We start from the raw sequence: 15814 nt of genomic DNA, 5'->3' as shown, positions 1-15814 counted from the left end.
TGGCAAAGCCGCTCAGGCAGCTTTTGCGACTGCCTGTTTGAGAGTTTTCACCAGATCAGTCCGCTCCCAGGAGAACGAGCCGTCGCGGCTGGCCTTGCGACCAAAGTGACCGTAGGCGGCTGTCTTGGCATAGATCGGACGATTGAGGTCCAGATGACGGCGGATGCCGCTGGGCGACAGGTCCATCACCTCGCGGATAGCGATCTCGACCTCTTCCTCCGAAACGCGGCCCGTGCCGTGCAGGTTCACGTAGACCGACAACGGCTGCGCAACGCCAATGGCGTAAGAAAGCTGGATCGTGCAGCGCTCGGCGAGATTGGCCGCGACCACGTTCTTGGCGAGGTAGCGCGCGGCGTAGGCCGCAGACCGGTCGACCTTGGTCGTATCCTTGCCCGAGAAAGCACCGCCGCCGTGAGGGGCCGCGCCGCCATAAGTATCGACGATGATCTTGCGGCCGGTGAGACCTGCATCGCCATCGGGACCGCCAATGACGAATTTCCCGGTCGGGTTGATGTACCAGTTGCAGTTTGCTGCAACCGTAATGCCGCCGGAAGACAGCGCCTCGTGAATATAGGGCTCGACGACCTGCCGCACCTTCCCGCTGTCCCACGACGTGTCCAGATGCTGGGTCGACAGGACGATCTCGGTTACCTCGGACGGCTTTCCGTCAACGTAACGCACGGTGACCTGCGCCTTGGCGTCGGGGCCGAGCTTTGCGGCATCGCCTTCACCGGATTTACGGGCGTCGGCGAGAAGCTGCAGGATCTTGTGAGAATAATAGATCGGTGCGGGCATGAGGTCAGGCGTCTCACGGCAGGCATAGCCAAACATAATGCCCTGGTCGCCGGCACCTTCTTCACCCTGTCGGTCGGCTGCATTGTCGACGCCCTGGCCGATATCCGGCGACTGACCGTGCAGGAGAACGTCGATCTTCGCGGTCTTCCAGTGAAAACCGTCCTGTTCGTAGCCAATGGCACGGATGGCGCGGCGCGCAGCCGAGCGGAAGCGTGACGGGTTGATGAGCGGGTTGCCCTTCGAATCCGTGGCCACCTCACCGGTTTTCTTGTCCCGCTTGAGCAGCGTCTCGGGAACGCGCACTTCACCGGCGATCACGACGCGATTGGTCGTGGCCAGCGTTTCACACGCCACACGGACCTTCCACGGGTCCATGCCGGATTTCTTGGCTTCCCGATAGACCAGATCGACAATCTCATCGGAGATGCGATCACAGACCTTGTCCGGATGGCCTTCGGAAACGGATTCACTTGTAAAGAGATAGTTCTTGCGCGCCACGGGTATCCCCTCTGAGAAGAAGCCGATCGATCTGTCGGCAACAGGCGTTCCCCTGTTAGCCAAGCTGAACCTCTCAGGTCAAGCACAACGGTTGCGGCGCAAAACAAAACGGGGAATGGATTTTCCATTCCCCGCTATTCGACTGCGCCCTGAGAGCGCTTTCATCGCTGAACGAAGAGAATAATCCTCAATCCTGATTCTCGGTGGCCAGCACCTTGACCAGGTCGATGATCCGACGGCGCACCTTCGGATCGGAAATCTTTGCAAAGGCCCTGTTCAGTTGAACGCCTTCGCTGCTGTTGAGAAAATCGACGACAAAGTCCGCCCCGTCCTCCGCCATGCCCCTACCGGCTTCATTTTCCTCGCCCGGCGCGCCTTCAAAAAAGAACGACACCGGAGCGCTGAGAACCGAAGCGATTGCCTGCAGCCGGCTGGCGCCGACGCGATTCGTACCCTTCTCGTATTTCTGGATTTGCTGGAAAGTTATACCCAGGCTTTCGCCAAGCTTTTCCTGGCTCATGCCAAGCATGTTTCTTCTTAGCCTGATCCGACCTCCGACATGAATATCGATCGGATTCGGTTTTTTCTTATTCTTGTTCATATATTCCCTCGCCATCCGGCACGGGGTTGCCATTGACCGAACTACGTCCTCGACCTCCCAGAGCCCCAAGCCTGTCAAATCGAATTCCGATGTAGTCGGCTTACACACTATGCGTAGCCGAAAGGGGCGATGTCAATTCGCCCTCAGGCGCCGAGTAATACTTGAACCAAGAAGCACGGCCCCAAAACCAAACGCAATAAACGTTCCATTGGTTCCAGGATTCTCAAAATAAAATTTCCGTGCGCTGTGAACAGGCAATCGAACATCAAGATTGCCCACCGCATTGAGGTCGAAAGCGTCCAGAATGCGCCCCGAAGAGTCGATGACGGCGGAGATGCCCGAGTTTGCCGCACGCAGGAGGGGGAGGCCATTCTCCACGGCACGCAGCCGCGCCTGACGAAAGTGCTGATACGGTCCGGGGGACACACCGAACCATGCATCATTCGTGACGTTGAGAAGGAAATCCGAGCGGTCAGCAGCCCCGAAAACCAGCCGAGGGAAAATGATCTCATAGCACACGAACGGCAGGGCTTGCAGGCCAGGCGCCACTTCGATGGGGCGTCGTCCACTGCCTGCCGTGAACGGACCGGCAGACTGCACGATCTCTTCTATCCCAAAACTATTCAACAGGTTAGCGAATGGTACGTATTCACCGAAAGGGACCAGGTGAACCTTGTCCACGGCATCGACAATCGTGCCGTCCTGCGCAATTGCAACGACTGAATTGTAGTAGCGCGTCGCCCCGAGACCGTCGCCGGCTTCGGCCCGAACGGCGCCTGCCAGCAGCGTCTGACCTTCACCCAGCGCCTCGCCAAGCTCGACAAGGGCTTCCGGGCGGTCTGTGAACAAAAAGGGGACAGACGTCTCGGGCCAGACGATCAGCTCGGGCCTGTCTGCACCGTCGACGGGCGGTCGACGGGTAAGATCCAGCAGAATGTTGAAGATGCGCGTCTGCTCCGAAGCATCCCATTTCTCGGTCTGCTTGATCGACGGTTGGACGATGCGGACCGGCAGAAAGCGCTCCGGCGCGGCTTCAATCGAAAGACTTAGGTAACCATAAACAAACTGCGTTGTGACCAAACCAATCGCAATAATACTACCGACAATAAGATGCCGGCGTGTACCCAACAATGCCGGCATTGAAAACACCAGAACCGCCAGGAAATTCATACCCGTTAGGCCAAATATCTTAGCCGACTGCATGCTAAGTAAAGTGGGCATGGCGGCATAGCCGATTGCATTCCAGGGAAATCCCGTAAAGATTATGCTTCTAATCAATTCAGCAATGCCGAAAGCAAACGCAAGAGAAACGATCCTCAGCACACCGCCCGACCAAAGAAGACGCGCGAGAAGCGCCGCAGCGCCGTAGAATACGGCCAGGAATGCGGGCAGTCCGACAACCGCAAGAGGCACAGCCCAAGCAAAATTGTCAGCATCGATCAGCAATGCATTGCCGATCCACCACAACCCAAGCAGAAAATACCCGAAACCGAACCACCAGCCTGTCTTGAAGGCTGGTATGGCGCGTGCCCGAAGGCCGCGCCCTTCCCCCACCGCTCCGTCAAGAAGCCAGACGAGGATTGGAAATGCCACAAAACAGGCCGCAAAAAAGTCGAATGGAGGCTGCGCCAGCGCAGCCAGGCTACCCGCGAAAAAAGCAACGAGCGCCCGCCGCCACCCACTCAGCAATATAACCCGTCCGGCAAGGCTTTCCATTCACCCATCCGCAAAGCCCGAATCACACAACAAGCAGTATCAGCAGTTTGCCGAGCTTTGAAACCATCTCGCGGATTTGGGATGGGGGCGCTACAAATTGTCGCCGATGCGCGCCGACCTTCTGCGGCGTTCCGATGCCCGGTTGTGCACGATGCGCACGCGCTTCACACGGCGCGGATCGGCATCCAGCACCTGAAATTCGAAGCCCGGTATGGCCTGCACCACTTCGCCCCGCGCGGGAACACGCCCCAGGACGTTGAAGATCACGCCGCCAATCGTATCGACATCCTCGGAATGCTCTTCGGCGTGAAAATCCTCACCGATCACCTCGGCCACGTCCTCGATTTCCGCCTTGGCGTCCACCACGAAAGCATCCTCGCCGATCTGCTCTATGAGCGGCGCGTCGTCGTCGTGTTCGTCCTCAATGTCACCGACAACCATCTCGACGATGTCTTCCAGCGACACCAGCCCGTCCGTGCCGCCATACTCGTCGATGACGAGGGCCATCTGGGTGCGGGAGGCCTGCATTCGCGCCATCAGGTCCGATGCCAGCATGGATGGAGGCACGAACAGGATTGAGCGTGGAAGGTTGAGATCGCCGATTGTGCGGTCGAGTTCGACCTTGCCGAGATCGAAAGCGGGCGCTTCCGGCACTTTGCGTGCCCGGCCCTTCTTCGCCTTTGCCGTTTTGGTGATATGGCTCACAATGTCGCGGATGTGCACCATGCCGCGCGGATCATCCAGCGTTTCCCCGTAAACAGGCATACGCGAGTGACCGCATCTCTCGAAGGCATTCAGAAGATCGCCCAGCGTGGTGTTCAGGTCTACCGCCTCGATATCGGCGCGCGGGACCATCACATCCTCGACGCGCAGCTCGCGCAGCCGGAGAATGTTTTTCAGCATGGCCCGCTCGCCGGGGGAGAAGGCCGCCGTGTCGTGCGTGTGTTCGTCCAGCGCGTCCGCGAGATCGTCGCGCAGCGAGGAACCGTTTCGAATGCCAAGCGCTGCCATCATTCTCTCCCAGAGGGACAGGCGGCTGCCGGAGCTTCGTTGGGGAGGTCTACTAGACCCCTCTTCCCCCTCCTCGGAGGAGTTCGTCTCGCTTGCGGGCACATCTCCCGCCGCGATTATCGTGTTCTCTGTCATGGCCGTTTGTTCAATTGAGCCCTTCAGTTAGGCATACGGATCGCGAATGGCAAGTGTTTGCAGCGTTTTGCGCTCCAATTCTTCCATCTCTTCCGCCTCCTCCTCGGTTTCATGGTCATATCCCATGATATGCAAAAATCCGTGAACGATCAGATGCGTCAGATGATGATCGAATTGCTTGCCCTCTTCTGCCGCTTCCCGCGCAACCGTCTCATAGGCAACGATAACATCACCGAGAGGCTGCATCTCACCTCCCGGAGCGAGCATATCGGGTGCCGGGAAGGAAAGCACATTGGTGGGCTTGTCCTTGCCGCGCCATTCGCGATTCAGCACCTGGATTTCTGCATCGCCCGTAAAAAGCAGGCTGACTGCACCACCCTCGTCCGGCTCAAGCCCAATCACGGATGCGGCAGCGCCGATAGCGCGGTTGGCCAGAGCCTGAAGCGCGGCTTCAGACGCCCAGTCGCCCGCCTCGACGGCGACTTCGATCAGGATCTCCGGCATTTCACCGGCAGGGGGAGTATCGTCCATCAGCCTGCGCGGGTCAGCCCCGCGCCTTTTTGTCATAGGCCCGGACAATCGCAGCCACCAGCGGATGACGCACCACGTCCTTCTCGTCGAAGCGGACGGTGACGATGCCGGGCACATCGCCCAGAACCTCAAGCGCTTCGACCAGGCCCGACTTGGTATTGGGTGGCAAGTCGATCTGGCTCGGGTCACCGGTGACGATCATGCGCGCATTCTCGCCAAGCCGCGTCAAAAACATTTTCATCTGCATGGGCGTGGTGTTCTGCGCCTCATCGAGAATCACCACCGAATTGGCCAGCGTGCGGCCGCGCATGAAAGCGAGCGGCGCAATCTCGATCACGTCGGCTGCCAGAGCGCGCTCGACCTTCTCCGCCGGGATCATGTCGTAGAGTGCGTCATAGAGCGGGCGCAGATAGGGATCGACCTTCTCGCGCATGTCACCCGGCAGAAAGCCCAGCCGCTCGCCGGCCTCGACCGCCGGCCGCGACAAAATGATGCGGTCCACCGCGCCGCGCTCCAGAAGCATGGCTGCGTAGGCCACCGCGAGGAAGGTCTTGCCCGTGCCGGCGGGACCGATGCCAAACACCAGCTCCGAGCGCTCAAGCGCCCGCATATAGGCGTCCTGATTGGCCGAGCGCGCATGCACGGTGCGCTTGCGCGTGGAAATCTGCGCGGCGGCGAGCTTTCCCTTGCTTTCCATGGTCGGAAAGGTCAATTGCTCATCGGCGGCGATGGCCAGCCGCACCGCACCGTCTACATCCGATGGCGCAAGCTCCGTGCCCTTCTGCAGAAGGTCGTAGAGGTAATCCAGCGCCCTGCGCGCCTGTGCGGCGGCCACGCTCTCTCCCTTTACGGTAAGCTGGTTGCCTTTGGAGCGGATGTCGACACCGAGCCGCTGCTCGATCTGGGCCAGGTTCTCGTCGAAAGGCCCGTAGAGGGCACTGGCCAGCTTGTTGTCATCGAAGGTCAGCACGATGTGTGCCATGTCCGACGCCCCTGAGGGCAGGTTCTTCAACTCAGTGCTGGCGGTCAAGCGCCTCTCCTTTACGACACCGGCTCGGCAAACAGGCTGTTTGGACCTGATTCCGCGATTCGAACACGGATAATGTCGCCGATTTCGCCAGCTTTTTCATCAACAATCACAGGCTGGAGCCACGGCGAACGGCCAACACGCTGGCCCGGCTGGCGACCGGGCTTTTCGAGCAGAACGTCCATCTCACTGCCGACAAGGCTTTTCACGAAGCCGCGCTGCTGTTCCATAAGGAGCGCCTGAAGTGCCTGAAGCCGCTCGTTCTTGACCGCCTCCGGCACCTGATCGCCAAGATCCGCACCCGGCGTTCCCGGCCGCGGCGAATATTTGAACGAAAAGGCCTGCGCATAGGTCACGTCGCGCACGAGCTGCATCGTGTCCTCAAAATCCTGATCCGTCTCGCCGGGGAAGCCGACGATGAAATCGCCCGACATGGCGATGTCTGGTCGCGCCTCGCGTATGCGGTCGATCAGCCGACGGTAATCGTCGCCCGTATGCTTGCGGTTCATCGCCTTGAGGATGCGGTCAGAACCGGACTGCACCGGCAGGTGCAGATAGGGCATCAGCTTCGGCAGGTCGCGATGGGCCGCGATCAGCGCATCATCCATGTCCCGTGGATGGCTGGTCGTGTAACGCAGCCGGTCAAGACCGGGAATTTCGGCCAGCCGGAACAGGAGTTCGCCAAGGCCCCATTCGCGTCCGTCCGCGCCTTCACCATGCCAGGCGTTGACGTTCTGGCCGAGCAGCGTCACCTCGCGCACACCGCCTTCGGCCAGGCGCTCCGCCTCGGCGACGATCTGCGCCACGGGCCGCGACACCTCGGAACCGCGCGTATAGGGCACGACGCAGAAGGTGCAGAACTTGTCGCAGCCTTCCTGCACGGTCAGAAACGCCGTCACGCCGCGATTGCGCACCACACGCTTCTGCGGCTGCGGCAGATGCTCGAACTTGTCCTCGATGGCGTAATCGGTCTCGACGATTTTTTCGCCGCCGCGCGCGCGCTGCACCACCTTGGGCAGGCGATGATAGGTCTGCGGTCCGATCACCAGATCGACGGCAGGCGCACGGCGCAGGATTTCCTGCCCCTCGGCCTGTGCAACGCAACCGGCAACGCCGATCACCGTTTCACGACCGGCCTGGCTGCGCTCTTCCTTGAGTACGCGCAGACGACCAAGCTCCGAATACACCTTTTCCGCCGCCTTTTCGCGGATGTGGCAGGTGTTGAGGAGAACGAGGTCGGCCTCTTCGATCTGGTCCGTCGGCGCATAGCCATCTGCCGCCAGCGCATCGGACATGCGCTGCGAATCGTAGACATTCATCTGGCAGCCATAGGTTTTGACGAAAACCTTCTTGCCGGCGGGGCGCATCACGGATGCGCCGTCGGTGTTTTCGGAGCTGCCGGTTTCCGGCGGGATATTCTGTTCCATGCCGGTTTCCTAACGTTTTTGCGTGTCAAAAAACAGACGATTCTTCGCAGTGTGATGAATCCGTCAAATTTCGGTGCCGCGTAAGCCTGCTGTGAGCATGGCGCGCACCTGCGCCTCGGCTTCCCGCGTGACGGTCTTGCGGTCGCCTTTTGCCAGAAACGGGATCGGATCGCCATAGCGCACAACGATGTCGACAGGCCGCGCCTGAAGAACCGTTACGAGATTGGGCAGAAGGTCGGTATCGCCGATCCACGACAGCGCGGCGCGCTCGCGCCGATCGAGCCGGAGACCGCCCTTGCTGAGATACGTGATCGCCACGGGCTGCACCGTGACGCTTTCGGCCCGATCGCTCGCCAGCGCAAGCTGTGCCGCGCTGAACAGCGTGCTCTTGAATGGCAGAAGCCGGTTTCCATCGCCTGTCGTGCCTTCGGCGAAAAGCACCATCGGATCGCCATCGGCCAGCCGCTCGGCGATCTCGCGCGCCTGTTCCGGCGAAGTGCGGCGGCGTTCGCGTTCAACGAAAACGGACCGCTGCTGCCGGGCGAATGTGCCGAGGATCGGCCAACCCCGCATTTCCGACTTGGCGATGAAATGAACACCGTCGAGCGAACCGAGAACCAGAATGTCGAGCCATGAAACGTGATTGGCGACGATCATCTGCGGGCGCTGTGTCGAGGGGCGTCCTTCCATGCGCACCCGCACGCCGAGCACGCCAAGCGTGAGCCGATGCCAGAGCCGCGGCACGATGCGGTCGCTCAAAAGCCGCGTGCGCAACGCCAGCTCCTGCACCAGCATGAGCGGCAGTGTGTAAAACGCGACAATCAGTATTGCGATGACGAAACGTAACGTGCTGGACATCAGCCCTGGATCAGCCTTGAGGCCCGTTGCGAGGAGTGGACGCTTACAGCATTTTTTGCTGGCGGGAAACAGCTTCAGCGCAGGTCGCGGCGCATGACAATGGCGCTGGTACGCCTGCCGCTGGCGTCGCGGTAGTAATCCGGCCGACCACCGACCTGCCGGAATCCGAGCCTTCGGTAGAGCGCAATGGCAGCGGCGTTGGTCTCGTCCACTTCCAGGAACAGGGCGTCAGCACGGTCGCTGTGCATCCTGAAAAGCACCGCATCCATCAACTGGCGGCCAAGACCGTGGCGTCGCTGGCTTCGCGCCACCAGAATGGTGAGGATTTCGCCTTCATCCGCGGCCTGTCGCGCAAGCACGAACCCGGCAAGCTGCGGCGGCTTTCTGCCGATTTCAGAAACGGCGAAACCAAACACCCCATCCTGGGTGAGCAAAGCTTCAAACTCCGCATCGCTCCATGGGCGGGCAAAATCCTCTGCATGCAGATCAGCCAGAACGAGACTGTCTGCCACCTCCAGCGGTCGCACCACGAACTCGCGTTTTTTCGGAAAGAGGGCCATCAGCCTTCCTTTCGCGGGAGCGCGAAATTCTGCTGCGGGGCAGCGTCGGGTGCCCGCAGATAGAGCGGCTTCGGCGGCTCGCTACCCGCCCCCTTTGCAGCGGCAAGCCGGGCGAAGGTCAAAATGTCGGCCGTGGCGCCGGCTGGCTGGATGTCGAGCGCGCCGGAGCCCGCAGCGGCCACAAGCTCTGCGGCAACGCCATAGACGACTGCATTCTCGGCAAAGGCCCATTCCGCCAGCCGCTCCGCTGACTGGCTCTGAGGTTCGAGGAGAATGCGCCCTTCACTGTCGAAGCCCGCGGCGAAGAGATTTGGCGCGCGCTGCCCGAGCGCCACGAGAATGGTGCGCCCGGGAAAGGCCTCACGCGCCTCCGCGCCAAGTGCTTCCAACGTGGAAACGCCAATCGCCGGTACATTGAGCGCAAGCGCCAGACCGCGTGCGGCGGACACGCCGACCCGCACGCCGGTGAACGATCCCGGCCCCACCGAAACGGCCACGGCGCCGAGCGCGTCATAGCCGAGACCGGCAGTCTTCAGCGCACCTTCGGTGACCGACATGACATGCTCGGCATGTCCCTTGCCCAGATCGAGCACGTGCCGACTGAGCTCTTCATCCGTATCGGTTTCAAGAACGCAGGCGGCGCAGAGCGCCGCCGCGGTATCGATTGCAAGAATCTTCATTCAGGCACAGTCCGGCGACCTGTTGTTGTTCCGCCGGCGAATCCGATGCGCCATCAGCGGGTCATGATGCTCTACTTGCACTGTCTTGCGCCTTCAGTTCAAGGCGGCGTGCATGCAGAACCGGTTCAGTGTACCCATTAGGCTGTTCCCGCCCCTTGAACACGAGGTCACAGGCCGCCTGAAAGGCAATGGATTTGTCGAAATCCGGCGCCATCGGGCGATAGAGCGGATCGCCGGCGTTCTGCCGGTCCACCACCGCCGCCATGCGCTTCATCGTTTCCATCACCTGCTCTTTGCTTGCAACGCCATGATGCAGCCAGTTTGCCATGTGCTGAGCGGAAATGCGCAGTGTCGCGCGGTCTTCCATGAGCCCGACATCGTTGATGTCCGGCACCTTGGAGCAGCCGACGCCCTGATCGATCCAGCGCACCACATAGCCCAGAATGCCCTGCGCGTTGTTGTCGAGCTCCTTCTGTATTTCTTCCGGCGTCCAGTTGGGCCGCGTGGCGACCGGCACCGAGAGAATATCGGAGAGGGCTGCGCGCTTGCGGTTCTTCAGCTCGGCCTGCACCGCATGCACATCAACCGTGTGGTAATGCGTCGCGTGGAGCGTCGCTGCCGTTGGTGAGGGCACCCAGGCGGTGTTGGCACCGGCCTTGGGATGGCCGATCTTCTGCTCCAGCATTGCCTCCATCAGATCCGGCATGGCCCACATGCCCTTGCCGATCTGGGCGTGACCGGAAAGACCACACTCAAGGCCGATATCGACATTCCAGTTCTCATAGGCCGCAATCCAGGCTGCCTGTTTCATGTCGCCCTTGCGGATCATCGGGCCGGCTTCCATGGAGGTGTGTATCTCGTCGCCCGTGCGGTCGAGGAAGCCGGTGTTGATGAAGACCACCCGCTCGCGCGCGGCGCGGATGCACTCCTTCAGATTGATGGTGGTGCGGCGCTCTTCATCCATGATGCCCATCTTCATGGTGTTGGGCGCCATGCCGAGGGCTTTTTCGACGCGGTCGAACAGCTCCACCGCGAAGGCCACTTCTTCGGGCCCGTGCATCTTCGGTTTCACCACATACATGGAGCCCGCACGGCTGTTCATGCGGCGGCCATTCGGCCCGACATCGTGCAGCGCGATGGCGGCGGTGAAGAGCGCGTCCATGATGCCTTCCGGCACTTCATTGCCATCGGCGTCGAGAATGGCCGGATTGGTCATCAGGTGACCGACATTGCGCACCAGCATCAGCGAACGGCCGGGCAGCGAGAGCGTGCCGCCATCGGGCGCGGTGTATTCGCGGTCGGGGTTCAGGCGGCGGGTGAAGGTCTTGTCGCCCTTCGTCACCTGCTCTTCGAGGTCGCCCTTCATCAGGCCGAGCCAGTTGCGATAGACGACGACCTTGTCTTCCGCATCCACGGCGGCAACGGAATCCTCGCAATCCTGGATCGTGGTCAGCGCCGATTCCAGCACCACATCGGCAATGCCCGCCTTGTCGGTCTTGCCGATTGGGTGCGTGCGGTCGATCACGACTTCCGCATGCATGCCATTGGTGGCGAGTAGAACGGAGGACGGTTCCTCCGCCGCACCCCGATAGCCGACGAATTTCGAAGCATCCTTCAGGCGCGCTTCACCGCCCTCGGTCTTCGCCACGAGCTGACCGTCGATCACCGAAAGTGCGGTAATTTCCGTCCAGGAGGCATCATCAAGCGGCGCGCTGTCATCGAGGAAAGCACGCGCCCAGGCGATGACCTTTTCGCCGCGCTTCGGATTGTAGCCCTTGCCCTTTTCCGCGCCGTCCTCCTCGGAAATCGCGTCGGTGCCATAGAGAGCATCGTAGAGCGAACCCCAGCGCGCATTGGCCGCGTTGAGCGCATAGCGCGCATTCATCACCGGCACGACAAGCTGGGGACCGGCGACGCTGGCGATTTCCGGATCGACATTTTGTGTTGAGACCGAGAAGGCGTCGCCTTCCGGCAACAAATAGCCGATCTCGCGCAGGAAGGCCTGATAGGCTTCCTGATCCGCAGGTGCGCCGTTTTCTTTGTACCATGCGTCGATCTTTTCCTGCAGTGCATCGCGTTTTGCGAGCAAGGCGCGGTTTTTGGGCGCCAGATCGCGGACGATCTCCGATAGCGCCTTCCAGAACTGGTCTGGCTCCACGCCCGTACCGGGGAGCGCCTCTTTTACGGCGAAATCGCGCAGCTCTTCCGCAACCTTCAACCCATGAAGCTCAACGCGATTTTCCATTTGGCAGACACTCCTCTTCCCGATGTCAGAAATGATGCACTGCTTTCACCACGCCAGCGGCACGGGGTCAATTCGCCGGACGGAGAAGAAGTTTCAATCTCAATCGTGGTTGAGCGTCATACGCGGGCGTCCCGACGCCTGCGCCACGACCCGCGCTTCCAGAAAGCGGCGGCTGCCGTCGACATCGACAGCGCGAATGTCGCGCGTCACGTGGAGCTCGGCCTGATCGGCGCCGGCCTGGCGCGCCCTGTCGTGCAGGTCGCGCATCAACACGCTTTCGGCAAAGGCCAATGCCTCTTCTTCATCCGGAAAATCACGCAGTTCTTCTGCGACCTGCACCCGGTAGACGCCCTCTTGCGGCTGGCCGATATGGGCTTCGCTGCGCACACCCACCCGGCCGACAACGGCACCAATGGCGTTGGCGACATCCGCATCCTCTGGCAACACGCAATCTCCTCGAAGCAATGCGCCGAGCCCGGCATAGTGCAGGGGCGCAGATGCGCCCAGGCCGATGACCGGACGATCGAGCGAAACCCGCAGTCGCGTGACGCTCTGCTCCCCATCGAGCGCCCGGCGCATAAGCTCGTGCCCGGCGAGCGCCGCCCCGTCGAGCCCGTCCTCACACAATGCCGTTTCGAGAACGGCTTCGGCAGAGCGTCGGGCAAGACGCGCCATAACACGTTCGCAGAACGCTTCCGCATCCGTCGCTAGCTGTTGGCCGGCGCCGTCGCGGCGTCTGGCGAAAAGCGCAGCGCCAAGACGCGCGGCCTCCGCATCCCATCCCGTCTGCCGGCCAAGCACATGTGCGGCATCGGAAGGCGTAAAGCCAATCAGCGAAACGAGCCCGCGCGCGACGAGACGATCGAGCGGCGCAAGCTGCGCGCTGGACAGGATGAGCGCGTCAAGCGCCACCGGCTCCGGCCCCAGCCGCGCATAGAGCGCGGCCTCGCTCTTCGAGAGGCCGGTTGCGTGACGCGCCGGCATACCGCTCAGACACGCAAAACGCCCGTTGAGCCGGGATGGCACCGGCCTCGTCTCCTGCTTTTGCAGCGCCTCGACGATCCGGCCGCCATGAAGATGTGCGGCAAGGGACAGGGGCACGAGCCGGCGTGGCCCGAGCACAATGCGGCCGCTCAGTCCGCCCTCTTCAATCGTGACTTCAGAATCTCCGCCGAGCCCGAACGTGCGCATTGCCAACGCCTCGACCATGGTGCGGTGACCGCCCACACTCGCTCCCTGCGGATCGATACGCGGTTGACCGTTTTCCAGAACGGCGATGTCTGTGGTCGTGCCGCCGATATCGGAAACGATGGCGCGGTCTAGCCCTGTCAGGTACCGCGCGCCAACCAGACTGGCAGCCGGGCCGGACAGGATGGTCTCGATGGGCCTGCGGCGGGCAAACTCAGCCGAAACGAGCGCGCCATCGCCGCGGACCACCATGAGCGGAGCGCGGATGCCACGCGTTTCAAGAAATCGATCTGAGGCAAGCACGAGGCGATCTATCAACGCGATGAGCCGCGCATTGAGCAGGGTTGTCAGCGCCCGGCGCGGACCGCCGAGTTGGGCCGAAAGCTCATGGCTCATGGTGACCGGAAGGTCAGTGCGGGCGCGGATGAAATCCCTGACCGCGATCTCGTGAGCGGGGTTGCGCACCGCAAAATAGGCGCAGACGGCGAAAGCCGTCACGTCCTGCGCCAGCGCCGCGATCTCCGCTTCAAGCCGCTCCATCTCCAGCGGCGTTTCATTGCCGTGCACATCATGCCCGCCGGGGAGAAACAGGACCGGATCGGAGCGCAATGCGTTGCGCAGTCCCGCCTGTGTGAGATCGGTTTCCGAAAACCCGATCATGACCAGCGCGACGCGGCCGCCCTGACCTTCCACCAGCGCGTTGGTGGCAAGTGTCGTCGACATGGAGACGAGGCCAATGCGGCGCGCAGGCGCGGACGCCTTCGCCAGGACGGCATCGACGGCACCGGCAATGCCTTCTGCCAGATCATGCCGTGTTGTCAGCGCCTTGGCCTTGGCGACAACGCCCGAACGCTCGCAGAACAGGACAGCATCCGTGTAGGTACCGCCGGTATCTATGCCCAGCAGAAGCGGATCATCCGGTATCCCCGTTTCGTTCATTGCAAGCCCCCGACGCGCGACAAAGCCACACGCACCATAGCCGCATCCGACTGATTAAGCTGTACCTTTGCGCCGCGCACTGTTTCCACACCGACAGAATTTGCTTTACACTGCAACCATGGCGTTCGTGGACCTTCTGATCGAGATTTCGGGTTGGGTGCAGGCCAAACTCGTCAATCTCGCCAATCCCTGGACCTTGTACCAGCTCGCAATCATTGCGGTGTTGCTCTTTGTCGCAAAGCTGGCATCGCGCGGACTGGAAAGCCGGCTCGAAGCGCGCGCACGGCGCATCAAGGGCCATCAGGGTCTTCTGCGCGTCGTCGTGGCGCTGATGCGGCGCACGGACTGGATCCTCTTCGTCCTCATGCTTTTCGCGGTGCTGACGGTGTTGCGCGCGCTCACGTGGCCGAGCCGGACCCTGCTGCTTTCGCTCGCCCTCTCGCTCTCGCTCGCCTGGCTTTTTACCTCGGTGGTGTCGCGCATCATCCGGAATCGGCTGCTTGCCAGAACCATCGGCTGGATCGCGTGGACCTATGCGGCCATCGTCATTCTCGGCATTGACGACGAAGCCGCAGCGTTTCTCGACACGCTGGCCCTGCCGCTGGGGGCAACACGATTAAGCGCACTGGTGCTGCTGAAAGCCGCGGTGCTGCTCACCGGCACGGTCTGGCTTGCCGTCGTGCTTGGCAATTATTTCGAAGAGCGCGTCCAGCGCTCCGACGAACTCACGCCGTCGATCCGCGTGCTGCTCGGCAAGGTGGTGAAGATCGGGCTTGTCATCGCCGCAGGCGCGATCGCACTGTCCTCCGTTGGCGTCGACCTGACGGCGCTGACGGTGTTTTCCGGCGCTGTCGGCGTGGGGCTGGGCTTCGGCCTGCAGAAGGTCGTTTCCAACTTCATCTCGGGCATCATCATCCTGCTCGACAAATCCATCAAGCCGGGCGACACGATTACGCTCGGCGATACATTCGGCTGGATCCGCGAGCTCAGGGCGCGGTTCGTGTCCGTCATCACCCGCGACGGGCGCGAATATCTCATCCCCAACGAGGATTTCATCACCCAGCAGGTGATCAACTGGTCGTTCAGCGATGAGATGGTGCGTCTTGATGTGCCGTTTGGCGTTTCCTACGAGGCCGACCCGCATCAGGTTTCGGCCCTTGCCATCGAAGCGGCCATGAGCGTCGGCCGTGTGGACGCGGACCGGAGGCCAGTCTGCTGGCTGACGGGGTTCGGTGAATCCTCGCTCGATTTCGTGCTGCGCTTCTGGATTCGCGATCCGCAGCAGGGGCTCACCAATGTGCGCGGCAAAGTGTTGCTCGCGCTTTGGGACACGCTGAAGGAAAGCGGGATCGAGATCCCCTATCCACACCGCGAAGTGATCATGAAACGGCCGGCAAGCGGGCAGATCGCCGACTGAAGCTCGAAAGCAAAACGCCGGCACAAGGCCGGCGTCTGGCGGTTCATTGCGTTTCGGCTTCTTTTTTCTTCGCCGCGTCGTCCATCAGCTCGTACCACATCGCGTTGAGAACGGCGAAAGCCGCAGCGAGGGGAAGTCCGAGCAACCATGCGAAATACCACATGTCGTGATCTCCTTTTGTCTCAC

The 15814-nt window shown here is 61.5% G+C and carries 14 protein-coding genes; 1 reads left to right on the top strand and 13 read right to left on the bottom strand.

The features are described from left to right. Window positions 1-12: 12 nt before the first annotated feature. From metK to BLW55_RS13250, 12 genes are all read right to left on the bottom strand, one after another. Complete coding sequence (gene metK / locus BLW55_RS13305) at window positions 13-1293, bottom strand: methionine adenosyltransferase (protein WP_007010176.1); 1281 nt, start codon at window positions 1291-1293, stop codon at window positions 13-15. A 187-nt stretch (window positions 1294-1480) separates the two neighbouring features. Continuing rightward, complete coding sequence (locus tag BLW55_RS13300) at window positions 1481-1894, bottom strand: helix-turn-helix domain-containing protein (protein ID WP_007010175.1); 414 nt, start codon at window positions 1892-1894, stop codon at window positions 1481-1483. 132 nt (window positions 1895-2026) lie between these two features. Beyond that, window positions 2027-3610: an apolipoprotein N-acyltransferase gene (lnt, locus tag BLW55_RS13295; RefSeq protein ID WP_090329130.1), complete on the bottom strand. Its 1584-nt coding sequence runs from the start codon at window positions 3608-3610 to the stop codon at window positions 2027-2029. A gap of 90 nt (window positions 3611-3700) precedes the next feature. Continuing rightward, window positions 3701-4756 (bottom strand): hemolysin family protein, encoded by a 1056-nt coding sequence (locus tag BLW55_RS13290; protein WP_090329129.1) that lies wholly within the window; start codon window positions 4754-4756, stop codon window positions 3701-3703. Window positions 4757-4783: 27 nt separating this feature from the next. Then, window positions 4784-5287 carry an rRNA maturation RNase YbeY gene (gene ybeY, locus BLW55_RS13285; RefSeq protein ID WP_425286764.1) on the bottom strand — a complete coding sequence of 168 codons (504 nt, stop codon included), beginning with the start codon at window positions 5285-5287 and terminating at the stop codon, window positions 4784-4786. Between the two features lie 13 nt (window positions 5288-5300). Beyond that, window positions 5301-6269 carry a PhoH family protein gene (locus BLW55_RS13280; RefSeq protein ID WP_007010171.1) on the bottom strand — a complete coding sequence of 323 codons (969 nt, stop codon included), beginning with the start codon at window positions 6267-6269 and terminating at the stop codon, window positions 5301-5303. Window positions 6270-6328: 59 nt separating this feature from the next. Continuing rightward, complete coding sequence (gene miaB / locus BLW55_RS13275) at window positions 6329-7681, bottom strand: tRNA (N6-isopentenyl adenosine(37)-C2)-methylthiotransferase MiaB (protein WP_244509171.1); 1353 nt, start codon at window positions 7679-7681, stop codon at window positions 6329-6331. Between the two features lie 123 nt (window positions 7682-7804). Then, window positions 7805-8599, bottom strand: a complete 795-nt coding sequence (gene olsA, locus BLW55_RS13270) for a lyso-ornithine lipid O-acyltransferase (RefSeq protein WP_090329126.1) — start codon at window positions 8597-8599, stop codon at window positions 7805-7807. Between the two features lie 74 nt (window positions 8600-8673). Continuing rightward, window positions 8674-9159 (bottom strand): GNAT family N-acetyltransferase, encoded by a 486-nt coding sequence (locus tag BLW55_RS13265; protein ID WP_090329125.1) that lies wholly within the window; start codon window positions 9157-9159, stop codon window positions 8674-8676. Next, window positions 9159-9839, bottom strand: a complete 681-nt coding sequence (tsaB, locus tag BLW55_RS13260; protein WP_090329124.1) for a tRNA (adenosine(37)-N6)-threonylcarbamoyltransferase complex dimerization subunit type 1 TsaB — start codon at window positions 9837-9839, stop codon at window positions 9159-9161. Before tsaB ends, BLW55_RS13265 begins: the two co-directional genes overlap by 1 nt. Before the next feature lie 61 nt (window positions 9840-9900). Further along, the gene (locus BLW55_RS13255) at window positions 9901-12084 is read right to left on the bottom strand and encodes a malate synthase G (protein WP_090329123.1); all 2184 of its coding nucleotides are present in this window, start codon (window positions 12082-12084) and stop codon (window positions 9901-9903) included. A 99-nt stretch (window positions 12085-12183) separates the two neighbouring features. Next, window positions 12184-14211, bottom strand: a complete 2028-nt coding sequence (locus BLW55_RS13250; RefSeq protein ID WP_090329122.1) for a hydantoinase/oxoprolinase family protein — start codon at window positions 14209-14211, stop codon at window positions 12184-12186. Window positions 14212-14329: 118 nt separating this feature from the next. Here BLW55_RS13250 and BLW55_RS13245 point away from each other — a divergent pair, with 118 nt between their 5' ends. Next, window positions 14330-15628, top strand: coding sequence for a mechanosensitive ion channel family protein (locus tag BLW55_RS13245; RefSeq protein WP_090329121.1), 1299 nt, complete (start codon window positions 14330-14332; stop codon window positions 15626-15628). A 43-nt stretch (window positions 15629-15671) separates the two neighbouring features. On the opposite strand, the gene cydX is transcribed toward BLW55_RS13245, so the two are convergent. Further along, a complete protein-coding gene (cydX, locus tag BLW55_RS13240) occupies window positions 15672-15791 on the bottom strand; it encodes a cytochrome bd-I oxidase subunit CydX (RefSeq protein ID WP_007010164.1) in 120 nt (39 codons plus the stop codon). Window positions 15792-15814: the final 23 nt, after the last annotated feature.

Origin of the sequence: Nitratireductor aquibiodomus, from assembly GCF_900105565.1 — a bacterium.
In the GTDB taxonomy this organism is placed as follows: domain Bacteria; phylum Pseudomonadota; class Alphaproteobacteria; order Rhizobiales; family Rhizobiaceae; genus Nitratireductor; species Nitratireductor aquibiodomus.
This window is presented reverse-complemented; position numbering and strand designations above follow the sequence as displayed.

Excerpts from the sequence above, each read along its gene's own strand:
- BLW55_RS13300 (WP_007010175.1), bottom strand. The coding sequence starts at position 1,894 with ATGAACAAGAATAAGAAAAAACCGAATCCGATCGATATTCATGTCGGA.
- lnt (WP_090329130.1), bottom strand. The coding sequence starts at position 3,610 with ATGGAAAGCCTTGCCGGACGGGTTATATTGCTGAGTGGGTGGCGGCGG.
- BLW55_RS13290 (WP_090329129.1), bottom strand. The coding sequence starts at position 4,756 with ATGACAGAGAACACGATAATCGCGGCGGGAGATGTGCCCGCAAGCGAG.
- ybeY (WP_425286764.1), bottom strand. The coding sequence starts at position 5,287 with ATGGACGATACTCCCCCTGCCGGTGAAATGCCGGAGATCCTGATCGAA.
- BLW55_RS13280 (WP_007010171.1), bottom strand. The coding sequence starts at position 6,269 with ATGGCACACATCGTGCTGACCTTCGATGACAACAAGCTGGCCAGTGCC.
- miaB (WP_244509171.1), bottom strand. The coding sequence starts at position 7,681 with ATGCGCCCCGCCGGCAAGAAGGTTTTCGTCAAAACCTATGGCTGCCAG.
- olsA (WP_090329126.1), bottom strand. The coding sequence starts at position 8,599 with ATGTCCAGCACGTTACGTTTCGTCATCGCAATACTGATTGTCGCGTTT.
- BLW55_RS13265 (WP_090329125.1), bottom strand. The coding sequence starts at position 9,159 with ATGGCCCTCTTTCCGAAAAAACGCGAGTTCGTGGTGCGACCGCTGGAG.
- tsaB (WP_090329124.1), bottom strand. The coding sequence starts at position 9,839 with ATGAAGATTCTTGCAATCGATACCGCGGCGGCGCTCTGCGCCGCCTGC.
- BLW55_RS13255 (WP_090329123.1), bottom strand. The coding sequence starts at position 12,084 with ATGGAAAATCGCGTTGAGCTTCATGGGTTGAAGGTTGCGGAAGAGCTG.
- BLW55_RS13250 (WP_090329122.1), bottom strand. The coding sequence starts at position 14,211 with ATGAACGAAACGGGGATACCGGATGATCCGCTTCTGCTGGGCATAGAT.
- BLW55_RS13245 (WP_090329121.1), top strand. The coding sequence starts at position 14,330 with ATGGCGTTCGTGGACCTTCTGATCGAGATTTCGGGTTGGGTGCAGGCC.
- cydX (WP_007010164.1), bottom strand. The coding sequence starts at position 15,791 with ATGTGGTATTTCGCATGGTTGCTCGGACTTCCCCTCGCTGCGGCTTTC.